15 protein-coding genes and 1 riboswitch are annotated in these 16,300 nt (G+C 69.7%); of the genes, 10 read left to right on the top strand and 5 right to left on the bottom strand.

Features of this window, described 5'->3' with window-relative positions:
• The first annotated feature begins 415 nt into the window (after window positions 1-415).
• From JOE53_RS02215 to ribH, 6 genes are all read left to right on the top strand, one after another.
• Window positions 416-979: a GNAT family N-acetyltransferase gene (locus tag JOE53_RS02215; protein WP_204946645.1), complete on the top strand. Its 564-nt coding sequence runs from the start codon at window positions 416-418 to the stop codon at window positions 977-979.
• Window positions 980-1,019: 40 nt separating this feature from the next.
• Entirely contained in the window at window positions 1,020-1,883 is an 864-nt protein-coding gene (locus JOE53_RS02210) for an Fpg/Nei family DNA glycosylase (protein ID WP_204946644.1), read from the top strand.
• 69 nt (window positions 1,884-1,952) lie between these two features.
• Window positions 1,953-2,106, top strand: a riboswitch (FMN riboswitch).
• Window positions 2,107-2,175: 69 nt separating this feature from the next.
• Entirely contained in the window at window positions 2,176-3,255 is a 1,080-nt protein-coding gene (gene ribD, locus JOE53_RS02205; RefSeq protein WP_204946643.1) for a bifunctional diaminohydroxyphosphoribosylaminopyrimidine deaminase/5-amino-6-(5-phosphoribosylamino)uracil reductase RibD, read from the top strand.
• Window positions 3,255-3,908 carry a riboflavin synthase gene (locus JOE53_RS02200; protein WP_204946642.1) on the top strand — a complete coding sequence of 218 codons (654 nt, stop codon included), beginning with the start codon at window positions 3,255-3,257 and terminating at the stop codon, window positions 3,906-3,908. Before ribD ends, JOE53_RS02200 begins: the two co-directional genes overlap by 1 nt.
• Complete coding sequence (gene ribA, locus JOE53_RS02195) at window positions 3,905-5,185, top strand: GTP cyclohydrolase II (RefSeq protein WP_204946641.1); 1,281 nt, start codon at window positions 3,905-3,907, stop codon at window positions 5,183-5,185. The genes JOE53_RS02200 and ribA overlap by 4 nt, the downstream gene beginning before the upstream one ends.
• Complete coding sequence (gene ribH, locus JOE53_RS02190; protein WP_061683564.1) at window positions 5,182-5,655, top strand: 6,7-dimethyl-8-ribityllumazine synthase; 474 nt, start codon at window positions 5,182-5,184, stop codon at window positions 5,653-5,655. Before ribA ends, ribH begins: the two co-directional genes overlap by 4 nt.
• Before the next feature lie 108 nt (window positions 5,656-5,763).
• Here ribH and JOE53_RS14945 read toward each other — a convergent pair whose 3' ends face one another.
• Window positions 5,764-5,895, bottom strand: a complete 132-nt coding sequence (locus JOE53_RS14945) for a hypothetical protein (RefSeq protein WP_267911489.1) — start codon at window positions 5,893-5,895, stop codon at window positions 5,764-5,766.
• 166 nt (window positions 5,896-6,061) lie between these two features.
• On the opposite strand from JOE53_RS14945, the gene JOE53_RS02185 reads away from it, so the two are divergent.
• Entirely contained in the window at window positions 6,062-6,412 is a 351-nt protein-coding gene (locus JOE53_RS02185) for a Fe-S protein (RefSeq protein ID WP_204946640.1), read from the top strand.
• A 202-nt stretch (window positions 6,413-6,614) separates the two neighbouring features.
• The gene (locus JOE53_RS02180) at window positions 6,615-8,009 is read left to right on the top strand and encodes an MFS transporter (RefSeq protein WP_204946639.1); all 1,395 of its coding nucleotides are present in this window, start codon (window positions 6,615-6,617) and stop codon (window positions 8,007-8,009) included.
• Between the two features lie 7 nt (window positions 8,010-8,016).
• Here the strand turns inward: JOE53_RS02180 and JOE53_RS02175 are convergent, their stop codons facing one another.
• From JOE53_RS02175 to JOE53_RS02165, 3 genes are read right to left on the bottom strand one after another with little or no spacing between them, the layout of a single operon-like run.
• On the bottom strand, window positions 8,017-8,844 hold the full coding sequence (locus JOE53_RS02175) for an ABC transporter permease (RefSeq protein WP_204946638.1): 828 nt from the start codon (window positions 8,842-8,844) through the stop codon (window positions 8,017-8,019).
• The gene (locus JOE53_RS02170; protein ID WP_204946637.1) at window positions 8,841-9,713 is read right to left on the bottom strand and encodes an ABC transporter permease; all 873 of its coding nucleotides are present in this window, start codon (window positions 9,711-9,713) and stop codon (window positions 8,841-8,843) included. Before JOE53_RS02170 ends, JOE53_RS02175 begins: the two co-directional genes overlap by 4 nt.
• Window positions 9,710-10,651, bottom strand: a complete 942-nt coding sequence (locus JOE53_RS02165; protein WP_204946636.1) for an ABC transporter ATP-binding protein — start codon at window positions 10,649-10,651, stop codon at window positions 9,710-9,712. The genes JOE53_RS02170 and JOE53_RS02165 overlap by 4 nt, the downstream gene beginning before the upstream one ends.
• A gap of 97 nt (window positions 10,652-10,748) precedes the next feature.
• Here JOE53_RS02165 and JOE53_RS02160 point away from each other — a divergent pair, with 97 nt between their 5' ends.
• Window positions 10,749-12,665 (top strand): ABC transporter ATP-binding protein, encoded by a 1,917-nt coding sequence (locus JOE53_RS02160; protein ID WP_204946635.1) that lies wholly within the window; start codon window positions 10,749-10,751, stop codon window positions 12,663-12,665.
• A gap of 36 nt (window positions 12,666-12,701) precedes the next feature.
• On the opposite strand, the gene JOE53_RS02155 is transcribed toward JOE53_RS02160, so the two are convergent.
• Window positions 12,702-14,606 (bottom strand): phosphoenolpyruvate carboxykinase (GTP), encoded by a 1,905-nt coding sequence (locus JOE53_RS02155; protein WP_204946634.1) that lies wholly within the window; start codon window positions 14,604-14,606, stop codon window positions 12,702-12,704.
• 127 nt (window positions 14,607-14,733) lie between these two features.
• Between JOE53_RS02155 and JOE53_RS02150 the strand changes: the two genes are divergently transcribed.
• Complete coding sequence (locus JOE53_RS02150) at window positions 14,734-16,176, top strand: XRE family transcriptional regulator (RefSeq protein ID WP_204946633.1); 1,443 nt, start codon at window positions 14,734-14,736, stop codon at window positions 16,174-16,176.
• Window positions 16,177-16,300: the final 124 nt, after the last annotated feature.

The following is a 16,300-nucleotide window of genomic DNA, read 5'->3' as shown; positions in this document are numbered from 1 at the left end:
TCGAGGCTCGCTCGGATCGCGCGGCTCGTCATCCCTGCCGCGCGCAACTCGGCCCGCGTCCACACATCGAACATCGCGCCAGCCTTGTCATCGCACGGTCGGAAAGCAGCCGCCCCTGACAATCAGTGGACAGTCCGCGGCGGGCAGCAGCTGGGGAGGATGTCTGTGCGTTCTGGCGGTGACGGATGCCGCAATAGGGGTGTTCCGTATTCAGTCTCCGCCGCCGGGTCGCACTCGAGCGACCGCAACAACTCGCGGCGCGTGCGGAGGTGACATCCCTCCGAGACTGAATACGGATCGCGAGAGCCGTCGTCGGGGTCGGCGCGAGCCGCTGCGGGCGCGGGCCGTCCCCGTACCCGTACACGCCCGGGCAGGCGGGCAGGAGACCGCGCGCGCGGGCGGATAGGCTCGCGGCATGCAACCGGTCACCCTGCGGACGACGCGACTCGAGCTCTCGCTGCCGACCGAGAACGACGTCGACGCGATTTACGCCGCCTGCCAGGACGAGCTGATCCAGCGCTTCACGACGGTGCCGTCGCCGTACGAGCGCGCGCACGCCGAGGGGTTCGTCGACAAAGTCGCGGGCTGGTGGGATGCCGAGACGGAGGCGACCTGGGCGCTGCGCCACGACGGCATGCTCGCCGGCATGATGGGCCTGCATCGCCTCGGCCAGGGATCCGGCGAACTGGGCTACTGGATGACGCCCGCCGCGCGCGGTCGGGGACTGGTCGTGGAGGCGGCGCAGAGGGTGATCGACTGGGGCTTTTCTTCGGACGGACTGGGATTGCAACGGATCGAGTGGCGCGCCGTGGTCGACAATCCCGCATCGCACCGCGTCGCGCAGCGACTCGGATTCCGCTACGAGGGCCGGGTACGCTCCGCTCTCGTCAACGGAGCCGGCGTGCGCGCCGACGGCCTCATCGCGGGCTTGCTCGCCGACGATGAGCGCGCCCCACAGGTGTGGCCCGCCGCCGGCTGACCCCTGACGCGGTGTCGGGGCGCAGTGGCAGGATGAGGCCATGCCCGAGATGCCGGAGGTGCAAGGCCTCGTCGACTTCCTCGCCGAGCGCGCGACGGGACGCACCATCACGAAGGTGACGGTCGCCAACATCGCGGCGCTCAAGACCTACGACCCGCCCATCGACGGCCTCGTCGGGGGCCGCATCAGTGAAGCCCGGCGCCACGGCAAGTTCGTCGACCTGGCGACGGATGCCGGCATCCATCTCATCTTCCATCTCGCCAAGGCCGGTTGGCTGCGCTGGTACGAGACGGTTCCCGACACGGTGATCCGACCGGGCAAGACGCCGATCGCGCTGCGCGTGCGCCTCGGCGACGGCGCCGGATTCGACCTGACCGAGGCCGGCACCAAGAAATCGCTCGCCGTCTACGTCGCTCGCGACCCACAGGATGTCCCCGGTATCGCCCGCCTCGGTCCCGACCCGCTCGCGGAGGAGTTCACGCGGGATGCACTCGCCGGCCTTCTGGCCGGTCGGCGCACCCAGATCAAGGGCGTGCTGCGCGACCAGTCGATCGTCGCCGGCATCGGCAACGCGTACTCCGACGAGATCCTGCACGCCGCGCGTATGTCGCCCTACGCCCTGGCGGCAGGTCTTGCCGACGACGAGGTCGACAGGCTCTACGACGCGATGCGCACGACGCTGACGGATGCCGTCGCCACCGCGTCCGGCAAGCCGCCCGCCGATCTGAAGGACGCGAAACGCCGCGGCATGGCGGTGCACGGCCGGCGCGGCGAGGCCTGCCCGGTGTGCGGCGACGAGGTACGCAGCGTCTTCTTCGCGGACAACTCACTGGAATACTGCCCCACCTGTCAGACGGGCGGAAAGCTGCTCGCCGACCGGCGGCTGTCGCGGCTGCTGAAGTAGCGCAGCGTCCCTCGCGACCGACATGGAATGAAAACGTCGTCGGGGCGTTGAGTAGGATCAAGTGCAAGAAACGTGCTCCGGGGTCGGTGTGAATCCGAACCGGCGGTGACAGTCCGCGAGCCCCTCCCAGGAGGGGTTGATCCGGTGGAATTCCGGGACCGACGGTGATGCGTGACGGTTCAACGAGAGCCCGATCGCTAGTCCGGATGAGAGGCAGCACGGACGCGGTCGCGCGCATGCGGCGGCGTCTGCGGTGTCGGCCGTGCCCCGGAGCCTCACAGAAGGACGACGGATGGCCGCGACAGACCGCGACGACACGGCGATCGACCGTGCGATGCAGCGCGCCCTCGAGATCGCTCGACGGGGGCCGCGCGGCATCAACCCGCAGGTCGGCGCCGTGCTGCTCTCCTCCGACGGCGAGGTGCTCGCCGAAGGGTGGCACCGCGGAGCCGGCACGGCTCACGCCGAAGTCGACGCGCTGACGAACCTCGCCGCCGCGGCGGGAGCGGATGCCGCGCGCGGCGCGACCGCCGTCGTCACCCTCGAACCGTGCAACCACACCGGCCGCACCGGTCCGTGCAGCGAAGCGCTCCTCGCCGCCGGCGTCGCGCGCGTGGTGTTCGCCGTCGCCGATCCCGGCGAGGCCTCTTCGGGCGGCGCCGCACGTCTGCGCGAGGCCGGTGTCGACGTGATCGGCGGCTGGCGCGCAGACGAGGGCACCGCCCTGCTGGCATCCTGGCTGGAGGTGCAGCGCCTCGGCCGCCCCCACGTCACCGTGAAGTGGGCGCAGTCGCTCGACGGCCGCGGCGCCGCCGCCGACGGCACCAGCCAGTGGATCACGGGCCCCGAAGCCCGCGCCGATGTCCATCGCCGCCGCAGCCTCGCCGACGCGATCGTGGTCGGCACCGGCACGCTGCTGGCCGACGATCCCGCCCTCACCGCACGCCGCCCCGACGGCTCGCTCTATGACGAGCAGCCGCGGCCGGTGGTCGTCGGGACCCGAGCCGTGCCGCAAGAAGCCGCCGTGCGCCGGCATCCGCGCCCGTTCATGCAGGACGAGGGCGAGGATCTGCCCGACCTTCTGGAGCGCCTCCGCGAGCTCGGCGCGCACCGTGTCTTCGTCGAAGGGGGACCGACTCTCGCATCGTCCTTCCTCCGCCAGCAGCTCGCCGACGAGGCGCTCGTGTACGTCGCTCCCACCCTGCTCGGCGGGCCTCGCCTGGCCCTCGGCGATATCGGCGTCACCTCGATCGGCGACCAGCGGCGACTGCACGCGGCATCCGTGGAACATCTCGGCGACGACCTGCTCATCGTCGGCCGGTTCGACGGCACGGCCTCCTCACACACCTCCACCACGAAGGAAGAGAACTGATGTTCACCGGAATCATCGAAGAGCGCGGCGAGATCGTCGCCGTCGAGCCGTCGGGTGACGGTGTGCGGATGACCGTCCGTGCGCCGCTGGCCGTCTCCGACGCTCACCACGGCGACTCGATCTCGGTCAGCGGCGTCTGCTTGACCGTCGTCGACCAGGGCGAGGACTGGTTCACCGCCGACGTGATGCGCCAGAGCCTGGACATGGCGACCCTCGGCGCATTCGGCCCCGGCACCCGCGTCAACCTCGAGCGCGCGATGGCCGTGCACGGCCGCCTGGGCGGACACATCGTTCAGGGACACGTCGACGGGACCGGCACGGTGCGGGAGGTTCGCCCCGGAGCGCAGTGGCGGGTCATCCGCATCTCACTGCCCGCGGACCTCGCTCCGCTCGTCGTCGACAAGGGATCGATCGCCGTCGACGGGGTCTCTCTCACGGTTTCGAATGCGTCGGATGCCGCCGCCGCCGATGCCTGGTTCGAGGTGTCGCTGATTCCCGAGACCCTGGAGGCGACGACCCTCGGCGACCGCGTTGCCGGCGACCGCGTCAACCTCGAGACCGACATCCTGGCGCGCCACGTGCAGCGCCTGCTCGCCTTCGCCCCCACCGTTTCCGATTCCGCCGACTCCATCACCGAAGGAGGCTCACGATGAGCCTTGCCACCATCCCCGAGGCCCTCGAGGCGCTGCGCGCCGGACGTCCCGTCATCGTCGCCGACGATGAGAACCGCGAGAACGAGGGTGACATCATCCTGTCGGCCCAGCTCGCCACGCCCGAGTGGCTCGCCTGGACGATCCGCTGGTCCAGCGGCTTCATCTGTGCGCCCATGCCCGCCGAGTGGGCCGACCGCCTCGACCTGCCGCCGATGGTCGCGGTGAACGAGGACGCCCGCGGCACCGCCTATACGGTGAGCGTGGATGCCGCCGACCGCGTCTCGACCGGCATCAGCGCGACCGACCGCTCGCACACCCTCAATGTGCTCGCCGACCCGGCATCCGTGCCGTCGTCGGTGATCCGGCCGGGTCACATCCTGCCGCTGCGCGCGGTGGACGGCGGCGTGCGCGAGCGTGCGGGTCACACCGAGGCCGGCGTCGAGCTGATGCGTCTCGCGGGTCTGCAGCCTGTCGCGGCGATCGGCGAGGTCGTCGCCGAGGACGGGTCGATGATGCGTCTGCCGGGTCTGATGGAGATGGGCGAGCGGGAGGGCGTTCCGGTGATCACGATCGAACAGCTCATCGCCCACCTCGACGAGGTCGAACCGGTCGCCGCGCCCGCTGCGCAGGCGGCGGCCCAGAAGCGCCGCGTGAGCCTGCGCGCCGAGGCGACCGTGCCCACCTCGCACGGAACGTTCCGCTTCCTCGCGTACAAGGACCGGGTGACCGGCACCGACCACATCGCGGTCGTCTCGGGGGACCTCACCGAGAAGGCCCCGCTCGTGCGCGTGCACTCCGAGTGCCTCACCGGTGAAGCCTTCGGCTCCCAGAAGTGCGAGTGCGGCCCGCAGCTGGACGCCGCGCTGGACCGTATCGACAAGGACGGCGGCGTCGTCATCTACATGCGCGGCCACGAGGGCCGCGGCATCGGCCTCATCAACAAGCTGCGCGCCTACAGCCTGCAGGAGCGGGGCCTCGACACCGTCGATGCGAACCTCGCGCTGGGCCTGCCCGCCGACGCCCGCGACTACGCGGCAGCCGGCGGCATCCTCGCGGATCTGGGTGTGGACAGCATCCGGCTCCTGACCAACAACTCCGACAAGGTGAAGCAGCTGCGCGAGCTCGGACTCGATATCGTCGAGCAGGTGCCGCTGCTCGTCGGCGTCGGCGCCAACAACCACCAATATCTGGCGACCAAGCGCGATCGCATGGGCCACATCATCAGCGCGGCAGAGCTCGACGCGGCTCTCGCCCACAGCACGGAGGAGCACGCATGAGCGGCCACGGAGCCCCCCAGACCGTCCCGATCGACGCGACCGGACTGCGGGTCGTCGTCATCGCCGGCCTCTGGCACGACGTCATCACCGACGGCCTGATCGCCGGCGCGGAGCGGGTGCTCGCGGCATCCGGGGCCGAGTGGAGCCTGGAGCGCGTTCCCGGCTCGTTCGAGCTGCCCGTCGCGGCGAAGGCGGCCCTGGATGCCGGGGCGGACGCCGTCGTCGCACTCGGTGTCATCATCCGCGGGGGCACACCCCACTTCGACTTCGTGTCGTCGGCGGCCACCGACGGCCTCACCCGTGTCGCCCTCGACACCGGCAAGCCGGTCGGCTTCGGGGTGCTGACCCTGGACGACGAGCAGCAGGGCATCGACCGGGCGGGCCTTCCGGGCTCGAAGGAGGACAAGGGCGCGGAAGCCGCGGATGCCGCGCTGCGCACCGCGCTGCTGCTGCAGCGCCTTCGCGGCTGACACCGCACCGACCAGAAGCCGCGTTTCGACTCGCGGCGCTCGCTCAACGACCGGGGGGCTCTCATCCCGGTCGTTGAGCGAGGCGCGCAGCGCCGAGTCGAAACGCCCTCAGCCTCGGCGGTGACGCGCGCTCCACCCGCGCACGGCATCGATGCCGCCCTGCGCGTAGGCGAGCCGCTTCGCGTGGCTCCAGCCCTGCAACCGCTTCTTCCACGCGAAGGCATCGGAGGCACGCGCCATCTCCTCACTCCACACCAGCTCGACCGGCAGGCGTCTCCGCGTGTAGACGGCTCCCTCCCGTCCGCGACGGTTACGGCAGCGACAATCCACAGGAACCCCGTTTCGACTCGCTGCTCGCTCAACGACCGGGGGCGCGGACGCGCGCACTATCAGTTAGGCTGAAGGCATGGAGATCCTGCGTCACGTCGTCGTCCTCGTCCATCTCACCGGATTCGCCATCCTCTTCGGCGCCTGGGTCGTCGAGGCGGTGGGACAGCGGCGCGTCACCCGCCTGATGACGTGGGGCATGCTCGTCGCCGCCGTCGCCGGCCTCGCCCTGGCCGCGCCGTGGGGCATCGACCACCCGCTGAACTACACGAAGCTGGGCGTCAAGCTCGTCGTGCTGCTCGCGATCGGCGCGCTCCTCGGAATCGGCACCGCTCGCCAGCGCAAGACCGGATCCGTGCCGTCGGCCATGTTCTGGCTGGTCGGCATCCTGACCTTCCTCAACGCCGCCCTCGCCGTCCTCTGGCGCTGACCGCGTCGACGCCGGCAGGTTCCCGCTGCACGAACGAGACGCGCCACGCGGCGTAGACTCTTTAGCCGTGCGCCGGGAACCTGCCGGCGCCCCGGTGACCTCATTGTCGCGGCGCCCGCTGCACACACCCCTGCCCCGGACGCCCACCACCGGTGCGTCCCACGAGGACCTACGATCTCTCATCGATAGGTAGCCTCTGCGCATGTCCTCAGCCACCGCGGCCCCCACCGCACCCGTCAACTCCCGCGCCCGCGTGATCACCGCGAGCCTGGTCGGAACGACGATCGAGTTCTACGACTTCTACGTCTACGCGACCGCCGCCGTGCTCGTCTTCCCCGCCCTCTTCTTCCCGACCGGCAACGAGACCACCGCCCTCCTGTCGTCGTTCGCCGTCTTCGGGGCGGCGATGATCGCCCGCCCCGTCGGCGCGGTCGTCTTCGGTCACTTCGGCGACCGATTCGGTCGAAAGGCCACGCTCGTCGCGTCGCTGCTCACGATGGGCATCGCGACCTTCCTGATCGGGTGTCTGCCGACGTTCGCCGGAATCGGCTGGTGGGCGGCCCTCCTGCTGCTGATCCTCCGCCTCTTCCAGGGCTTCGCCCTCGGCGGCGAGTGGTCGGGCGCCGCGCTCGTGGCCACCGAGAACGCCCCGAAGGGCAAGCGCGCCTGGTACGGCACCTTTCCGCAGCTGGGCGCTCCGATCGGCTTCATCATCGCCAACGCGCTCTTCCTCGTGATCAACTTCGCCCTGCCGCACCCCGACGGCCCGACGCAGCGCTCCGAGGCCTTCCTCGCCTGGGGCTGGCGCGTGCCCTTCCTCTTCTCGGCCGTGATGGTGATCATCGGCCTCTGGGTGCGCCTGAAGCTCGTCGAGTCCGAGACCTTCACGACCGCCGAGAAGAAGGGCGCCATCCGCCGCTTCCCGCTGGGGGAGGTCGTCCGCGGACACTGGAAGAACCTGATCCTCGGCACGTTCATCATGCTGGCCACGTATGTGCTCTTCTACCTGATGACGAGCTTCACCCTCGCCTACGGCACGAAGGCGACCGATGCGCCGGTCGCCGGCCTCGGATTCGGCTACACCGACTTCGTGATCATGCAGATCATCGGCGTGGTGTTCTTCGGAGTCTTCACGCTGTTGTCAGGTCCCATCGCCGACGCGGTCGGTCGGCGGAAGCTGCTCATCTGGATCACGGCGTTGATCGGTGTGCTCGGCCTCACGTTCAACGTGTTCCTGCTTCCCGCCGTGGATCCGAAGTTCACGGGCGCACTGGTGCAGGCCTTCCTCGTCTTCGGCTTCATGCTGATGGGAGCCACCTTCGGCCCCATGGGCGCCGTGCTGCCGGAGCTCTTCCCGACCAACGTCCGCTACACGGGTTCGGCGATCGCCTACAACGTCTCGTCGATCCTGGGCGCCGCCGTCGCACCGTCGATCGCTCTGGGACTCTGGGCCGCCGCCGGCGGCGAGCCCTGGCTCGTGGGCGTCTACCTGTCGGGCTCCGCCGTGCTCACCCTCATCGCACTGATCCTCTCCCGCGAGACCAAGGACGTCGACTACGAGACGAACATCGGCCTCGGCGAGACCGGCTCGCTCTGACGAGCGCTCAGTCGAGGAACAGCGCGCGCAGCCGCTTCGTGGTGAAGACGAGGCCGATCGCGATCATCACGGCGTAGTAGAGGACGTGCCACAGCATGTCGACGTTCAGGATGCCGGTGGTCAGCCCCCGGATCAGCTCCACGCCGTGCCACAGCGGCAGGGCCGTGACGATCTGCTGAACCCAGCCGGGGTAGACCGTGATCGGGTAGAAGGTGGCGGAGAAGAGGAACATCGGCAGGAGGACGAAGTTGATCCAGTCCATCTGCTGGAACGTCTTCATGTAGCTCGTGACGGCCATGCCGAGGCTCGCGAAGCCGAACGCGATCAGGACCACCGCGGGCAGGGCGAGCACCGCCGTCCACGCGAGGTTGAGCCCGAGGATCTGCATGATGATCATGAACCCGGTCGCGTAGGCGAGACCGCGCAGCAGCGCGTACAGGATCTCACCCAGCGCGACGTCGAGCGGGCCCAGCGAGGTCGCGAGCATGCCCTCGTAGAGCTTGCCGTAGTTGAGCTTGAAGAAGACGTTCCAGGTGGAGTCGTAGATGGCGCCGTTCATCGCCGAGACGGCCAGCAGCGCCGGCGCGATGAAGGCGGCGTAGCTGACACTGGCGCCCTGTGCGGTCTCGACGTCGCCGATGAGCGCGCCGAGACCGATGCCCATCGAGGCGAGGTAGAACACCGGCTCGAAGAAGCCCGAGAGCACGACCGCCCAGCTGGAAGACCGCGCGGCGATCAGGCCGCGCTGGACGACGGCACCGGGGTTGCCCGCCCACAGGGCGCGCACGCCTCCCCGACGGACGGCCCCCTGCCGCGCCTCGACGACCGCACTCATTTCGCGAGCCTCTCGGTGAAGACGCGGCGGGCGAACAAGTAGCCGACCACCGCGAGGGCGAGCAGATAGACGAGGTGGACCGTGACCATCACCGGGTCCACCGCCGCGCCGTACGTGGCGACGCGTCCGAGTTCGGCGCCGTGCCAGAGCGGTGAGACCCACCCGATCCACTGCAACCACAGCGGCAGCGCGTCCAGCGGATAGAACGTGCCGGAGAAGAGGAACATCGGCATGAACAGGAAGCGCTGCACGAGAGCGAACTGTCCCTTGTCGTCTTCGATCGAGCCCGCATAGGCCATGAGCGGGATGCCGAAGGCGAGCCCCGCCAGCACCCCGGCGAACACCGCGAGCCATCCCGTCGCCGGGTGCGGCACCGCGCCGAACGGCAGCAGCCACACGATGAGGTAGTAGGCCGCCGAGGCGACGACCATCCGCGCGGTCGCTCCCGCGACCACGCCGTTGGCGATCTGCGGGCTCGACAGCGGCGACGCGTTGAAGCCGTAGAAGTAGCGGCGCCATTTGAAGCCCGCCATGACCGGGTAGGTGAGCTCCTCGCTGGCCACCGAGATCGTCGCGGTCGCCAGCAGCGCCGGAGCGACGAACATGAGGTAGCTCACCTCCTGGCCGTGATCGACGATCGGCACGCGGATGAGGGCCGCCAGGCCCACGGCGAGCCCCAGCAGGTACAGGATGGGCTGACCGACGGCGCCGACGATGATCGTCCAGCCGTAGGCGCGCATGGCGCGCACCATGTGCTCGGTGACGTACCAGGTGCCGCGACGGCGGGGCTTGCGACCCCACTGCATCGCCTCGGCCCGCAACGCCTCCAGGCTCGGGTGCGCCGCCGCATCCGTCGACGAGGTGCTCATTCGATCAGCGACCTTCCCGTGAGGCGGAGGAAGACGTCCTCCAGCGAGGAGCGGCGCACGAGCGAGGTGATCGGCTCGAGTCCCAGCGAGGTGACGCGCTCGAGGGCGGCCTCACCGTTGTCGGCGTAGATGAGGATGCGGTCGGGAAGCACCTCGACGCGGTCGCCGATACCGGCCAGCTGGCCGGCGACCTGGGCGTTGCGATCCGAACCGAAGCGCACTTCGAGCACTTCACGGCTGGAGTGCTCCCGGATGAGGGATGCCGGGGTGCCCTCGGCCATGATGCGGCCCTTGTCGACGACGACGAGCCGGTCGCACAGCTGCTCGGCTTCGTCCATGTAGTGCGTGGTCAGCACCAGGGTCGTGCCGCGCTCCTTGAGGCGGAACAGGCGGTCCCACAGGACGTGGCGCGCCTGCGGGTCGAGGCCCGTGGTCGGCTCGTCGAGCAGCAGGATGCGCGGATCGTTGATGAGGCCGCGCGCAATGGTGAGGCGCCGTTTCATGCCGCCGGAGAGCTGGTCGACTTTGTTCTTCGCCTTGTCCTCGAGCTGCGCGAAGGCGAGCAGCTCATCGGCCTTCTCATGGCACACCTTGCTGGGGAGACCGAAGTACCGGCCGTAGATGTACAGGTTCTCGCGGGCGTTGAGCTCGCCGTCGAGGTTGTCCTGCTGCGGCACGACGCCGAGCCGGGACCGGATCTCGGGACCGTAGCGATCCGGGTCGAGGCCGAGAATCTGCAGGTCGCCGCCGGAGCGGGTGGAGACCGCGCCGATCATCTTCATCGTCGTCGACTTGCCGGCGCCGTTGGGACCGAGAAGACCGAACGACTCACCGGGCGCGACCTCGAAGCTGAGACCGTCGACGGCGACGAAGTCGGGCTTGCCCTTGACCTTGTAGGACTTCACGAGCTGATGCGCGGAGATGACGGGAGCAGGCACCGACCCACCCTACCCAGGGCCTGCGACACCGTGCGGCGATGCTCGTCGTCGTCGAGAGAGAAGATAGAAGTACCCGAACACCGCAGGAAAGCGCCTCATGTCCTCTGCCAGCACCACCCGCCCTTCCCGCTCCCGCCGCCGCGCGCCCGATGACGGCCCTCGCGCGAGTCTGCGACAGCTGCTCCCCTTCGTCTTCGAGCAGAAGGGCGTTCTCGTCGTCGTCGCTGTGCTGAGCGTGCTCGCCGCCGTCGCGACCCTCGCCCAGCCGCTGGTGGTCGGTCAGGTCATCGACCGGGTGCAGAAGCAGAACCCGCTGGGTCTGCTGGTGTGGGTGCTGGTGGGTCTCGTCATCGCCTCCTCGGTGATCAGCGGCATCCAGCACTTCCTCCTGCAGCGCACGGGCACGGCGGTCGTCTACTCGAGTCGGCGCCGTCTCATCGCACAGCTGCTGCACCTTCCCGTACAGGAGTACGACGCACGACGCACGGGCGACCTCGTCTCGCGCGTCGGCACCGACACGACCCTGCTGTACGCGGTGCTCACCCAGGGGCTGGCGGACTCGATCGGCAATGCGCTCATCTTCGTGGGCGCGATCGTGGCGATGTTCATCATCGATCCGGTGCTGCTGGTGCTCATCCTGGTCGTCGTCGGCGCGTCGGTCGCCGTCGTGGTGGCGCTCAGCGGGCGGATCCGCCGGGCGACCGCCGTGCAGCAGGAGAAGGTGGGCGAGCTGGCCTCGGGCGTGGAGCGCGCCGTCGGATCGATCCGCACGATCCGCGCCTCGGGCGCGTCCGAACGCGAACGCGAGAGCATCGAGCACACGGCGCGCGGTGCGTACGAGGCCGGCGTGCAGGTCGCGAAGGCATCGGCGTTCGTGGTTCCGGTCGCCGGCGTCGCCCTGCAGCTGTCGCTGCTCGTCGTGCTCGGCGTCGGCGGCTTCCGCGTGGCCTCGGGCGCGATCACGATCGCCGGGCTGGTGACGTTCGTGATGTTCCTGTTCTTCCTCGTGCAGCCACTCGGCTCGTTCTTCGGAGCGATCACCTCGGTCGGGCAGGCCCTGGGCGCACTGGGACGCATCCAGGAGGTGCTGGACCTGCGCACCGAGACGGCGTGCGATGCGGAGGTCGCGGCATCCGTCGCCGTCGGCACCTCTCCGATCTCGACGGCCGCCGCGCACGAGAACCACGAGACGACGTCGGCGATCGAGTTCCGCGACGTGCATTTCGCGTATCCGGATGCCGTGGTCAGCGCGCGCCGTCGCTCGGAGACCGAGGCGGCGGCCCTGCTCGCCGAGGCCCACGCCGACGCGACGGTGGCGGTTTCGGAAGCGGCCGGCGAGGTGCTGCGCGGCGTGTCGTTCCGCGTCCCGCGCGGGGCGCGCGTCGCCCTGGTCGGGCCTTCGGGTGCGGGCAAGTCCACCACCCTCGCGCTGATCGAGCGGTTCTACGACCCGACGGCGGGCTCGATCCTGCTCGACGGCGTCGACCTCCGCGGCATCGACCGCACGCGGCTGCGCGCCCAGCTCGGCTATGTCGAGCAGGACGCACCGACCCTCGCCGGGACGATCGCCGACAACCTGCGGTTGGCGTCGCCGTCGGCATCCGACGAGGAGTGCGTGCGCGTGCTGCGCGCCGTGAACCTCGGCGAGGTGCTGGAGCGCTCGCATCTGGGTCTGGACGCACCGGTGGGTGAGGCCGGTGTCATGCTCTCGGGCGGCGAACGGCAGCGGCTCGCGATCGCCCGAGCGCTGCTGGCTGCTCCCCCGATTCTGCTGCTGGACGAGTCGACGTCATCGCTCGACGGCCTCAACGAGCAGCGCATGCGCGAGGCGATCGACGCCGTCGCCGCGGGGCGGACGCTCGTCGTGATCGCGCACCGGTTGTCGACCGTCGTGGACAGTGATCTGATCGTCGTGATGGACCACGGCAGAGTGGTCGGGCAGGGCACCCACTCCGAACTCGTCGAGACCGTGCCGCTCTATCGCGACCTCGCGAAGCACCAGCTGCTCGTCTGACCCGCGATCACGACACACGCGTGCGCGTCAGCCGTATCACCCCGCCGCCGCGAGCTTGAGGCGGTAGCGAAGAGCCGCGAGCTCGGCGTACAGCGCCGGCGGCACCCGCCCCTCGAACGTGCGGTAGAACTCCTCCGTGAGCCCGGCCTCCTGCAGCCACAGGTCGCGGTCGATAGCGAACAGGGCCTCGAGGTCGGCGTCCGGCACCTCGATGCCATCGAGGTTCAGATCTTCCGTGCGCGGCAGCCGTCCGATCGGGCTGTCGATGGCGGGGACCACTCCCTCGATGCGGCGGATGATCCAGTCGATCACGCGTGCGTTGTCGCCGAACCCCGGCCAGAGGAAGCGGCCGTCCTCGCCCTTGCGGAACCAGTTGACCTGGAAGATGCGCGGGGCGCGGTCGAAGCGCAGACGCTGGCCGACCTTGAGCCAGTGGCCGAAGTAGTCCGCCATGTTGTAGCCGCAGAACGGGAGCATCGCGAAGGGGTCGCGGCGCAGCTCGCCGACGGTCCCTTCGGCGGCGGCGGTGCGCTCGGAGGAGATGTTCGAGCCGAGGAACACGCCGTGGGTCCAATCGGTGGCCTCGAGCACGAGCGGGACGTTCGTGGCGCGGCGCCCGCCGAACAGGATGCCGTCCAGCGGCACGCCCTGCGGAGTCTCCCAGTCGGGGGCGATCTGCGGGCACTGTCCCGCGCTGACGGTGAAGCGCGAGTTCGGGTGGGCGGCCGGGCGGCCCATGGCCGGGGTCCAGGGCTTGCCCTCCCAGTCGATCAGCTCCGACGGGACGTCATCGGTGAGACCCTCCCACCAGACGTCTCCGTCGGGACGCAGGGCCACGTTCGTGAAGATCGTGTTGCCCCACAGCGTTTCGACGGCCGCCACGTTGGTCGACGCGCCCGTTCCCGGCGCCACCCCGAAGAAGCCGGCCTCGGGGTTGATGGCCCACAGCCGCCCGTCGTCGCCGGGGCGAAGCCACACGATGTCGTCGCCGAGGGTCTCGACGCGCCACCCCGGAATCGTGGGGCGCAGCATCGCGAGATTGGTCTTGCCGCACGCGGAGGGGAAGGCGGCGGCGAGGTGGAAGCGCTTGCCCTCCGGGCTGATGACGCGGATCAGCAGCATGTGCTCGGCGAGCCACCCCTCCTCGCGTCCGATGACCGAGGCGATGCGCAGTGCGAAGCACTTCTTCGCGAGGATCGCGTTGCCGCCGTAGCCCGATCCGAACGACCACACCTCGAGCGTGTCGGGAAAGTGCACGATGTACTTCTCGTCGTTGCAGGGCCAGGCGACGTCTTCCCGGCCGGGGGCCAGCGGCGCGCCGACCGAGTGCACCGTCTTGACCCAGGGCTTGCCGGCAGCGATCTGCTCCAGCACCGCAGTGCCGACGCGCGTCATGATGCCGATGGAGGTCACCGCGTACGCGCTGTCGGTGATCTGCACGCCGATGTGCGAGAGCGGACCGCCGACGGCGCCCATCGAGAAGGGCACGACGTACATCGTGCGCCCCCGCATCGACCCCGCGAACAGCGGGGTGATGGTCGCCCGGATCTGATCGGGCTGTGCCCAGTTGTTGGTGGGGCCGGCATCCTCCTCTCGCGCGGAGGCGATGAAGGTGCGCGCCTCGGTGCGGGCGACGTCGCTCGGGTGCGAGCGGGCGAGGTAGGAGCCCGGTCGCCACTCGGGGTTGAGCTTGATGAGCTTGCCTTCGTCGACCTGCTGGCGAAGAAGAGCCTCGTTCTCGGCGCGGGAACCGTCGACCCAGTGGATACGCGCGGGCTGCGTCAGGGCGGCGACCTCGTCGACCCAGGCGAGTAGCGCTTCCAGGCCGGTGCCGGCCAGGACCGGTCGCATCCCGAACCCGCCGCGGGGCTCGTCGGCCGCGTCGGCCCCCGTGGCGGTGCGAATGGCGGTCGGGCGGGTGAACATGTCGGCGATGGCCATGTCGGGCTCCTTCAGCGTGGCGTCGGTGGGGCGATCCGGAGGGGTCTCTTCCAGATTGAGCTCCTCACGACGGATTTGCACGCCCTGACGTCGTCAAGAAACGTGATTCTTTCGCTATGCTCAAGGAATGCCACCCACCTCCCTGGAGCTGTCGACGCTCGGGCATCGCATCCGTCACCAGCGCGTGTCGCACGGGCTCACGCTCGACGAGCTCGGCGCGATCGTCGGTGTCGCCGGCAGCCAGCTGAGCCTGATCGAGAACGGCAAACGCGAGCCGAAGCTGTCACTGTTGCAGGCCATCGCCTCCGCGACCGGCACGGACGTCACCGATCTGCTGTCGGCCGAGCCGCCGAACCGTCGAGCCGCCCTCGAGCTCGAACTCGAACGTGCACAGCAGTCCCCCGTCTTCCGCAGCCTCGGCATCCCGGCTCTGCGGGTGACCAAAGCGACTTCCGACGAGACGATCGAGTCGGTGCTGGGGCTGCACCGTGAGCTGCAGCGTCGCGAGCGCGCAGCCATCGCGACTCCGGAAGAGGCCCGGCGGGCGAACACGGAGCTGCGCCTGCGCATGCGCGCCAAGGACAACTACCTCCCCGACATCGAGAAGCTCGCGGAGAAGCAGCTGAAGGCCGCCGGCCATGTCTCGGGGGCCCTCACCCACCGCACGGTGAGCATCATGGCGTCCCAATTGGGATTCGAGCTGATCTACGTCGATGATCTCCCCCACTCGGCCCGCTCGGTCACCGACCTGGAGAACGGCCGGATCTACCTGCCGCCGGCATCCATCCCCGGCGGACACGGCCTGCGCTCGATGGCCCTGCAGGCCATGGCCCACCGCCTGCTCGGGCACACACCACCCAGCGACTACGCCGACTTCCTGCAGCAGCGGCTCGAGATCAACTACTTCGCCGCCTGCTGCCTCATGCCCGAGACCGCCTCGGTCGCCTTCCTGGCCCAGGCGAAGAAGGACCGCAACCTCGCCGTCGAGGATTTCCGCGATGCCTTCGGCGTGACCCACGAGGCCGCGGGCATGCGACTGACGAACCTCCTGACGCAGCACATCGGCATCCGCCTGCACTTCCTGCGGGTCGACGGCTCGGGCGCCATCACCCGCGCCTACGAGAACGATGACCTGCCGCTGCCGATGGACGTCACCGGATCGGTCGAGGGACAGGTCGTGTGCCGGCATTTCGCCGCGCGCGCCGCCTTCTCGGAGCAGAACCGCACGGTCGAGCATTACCAGTACACCGACACCCCCGCCGGTACCTTCTGGTGCTCGTCGCAGACCGGACGCACCTCGGACGGCGAGTTCTCGATCACCGTCGGGGTGCCTTTCGACGACGCGCGCTGGTTCCGCGGCCGCGAGACGCAGAAGCGCGCGATCTCGACGTGCCCCGACGAGTCGTGTTGCCGGCGTCCGGATGCCGAGCTCACGGCGCGCTGGGAGGGTCGCGCGTGGCCGAGTGCCCGCGTGCACATGCAGATGTTCTCACCGCTGCCGCGCGGCGCCTTCCCCGGCGTCGACGACGGCGAGGTGTACGCCTTCCTCGACCGGCACGCCCAGGGCTGACGACATCCGGCACCGGCATCTGCCCGGGAGCAGGCGCGACGACGGTTGAGTGGGCGCGACGCAGCAGTGTACGCTCGCTGTTTGTGAGGTTCGCCTAACCTCACTTCCCCTCCCCGAAGAAACG

The sequence above is a fragment of the Microbacterium laevaniformans genome (assembly GCF_016907555.1).
GTDB classification, from domain to species: domain Bacteria; phylum Actinomycetota; class Actinomycetes; order Actinomycetales; family Microbacteriaceae; genus Microbacterium; species Microbacterium laevaniformans.
This window is presented reverse-complemented; position numbering and strand designations above follow the sequence as displayed.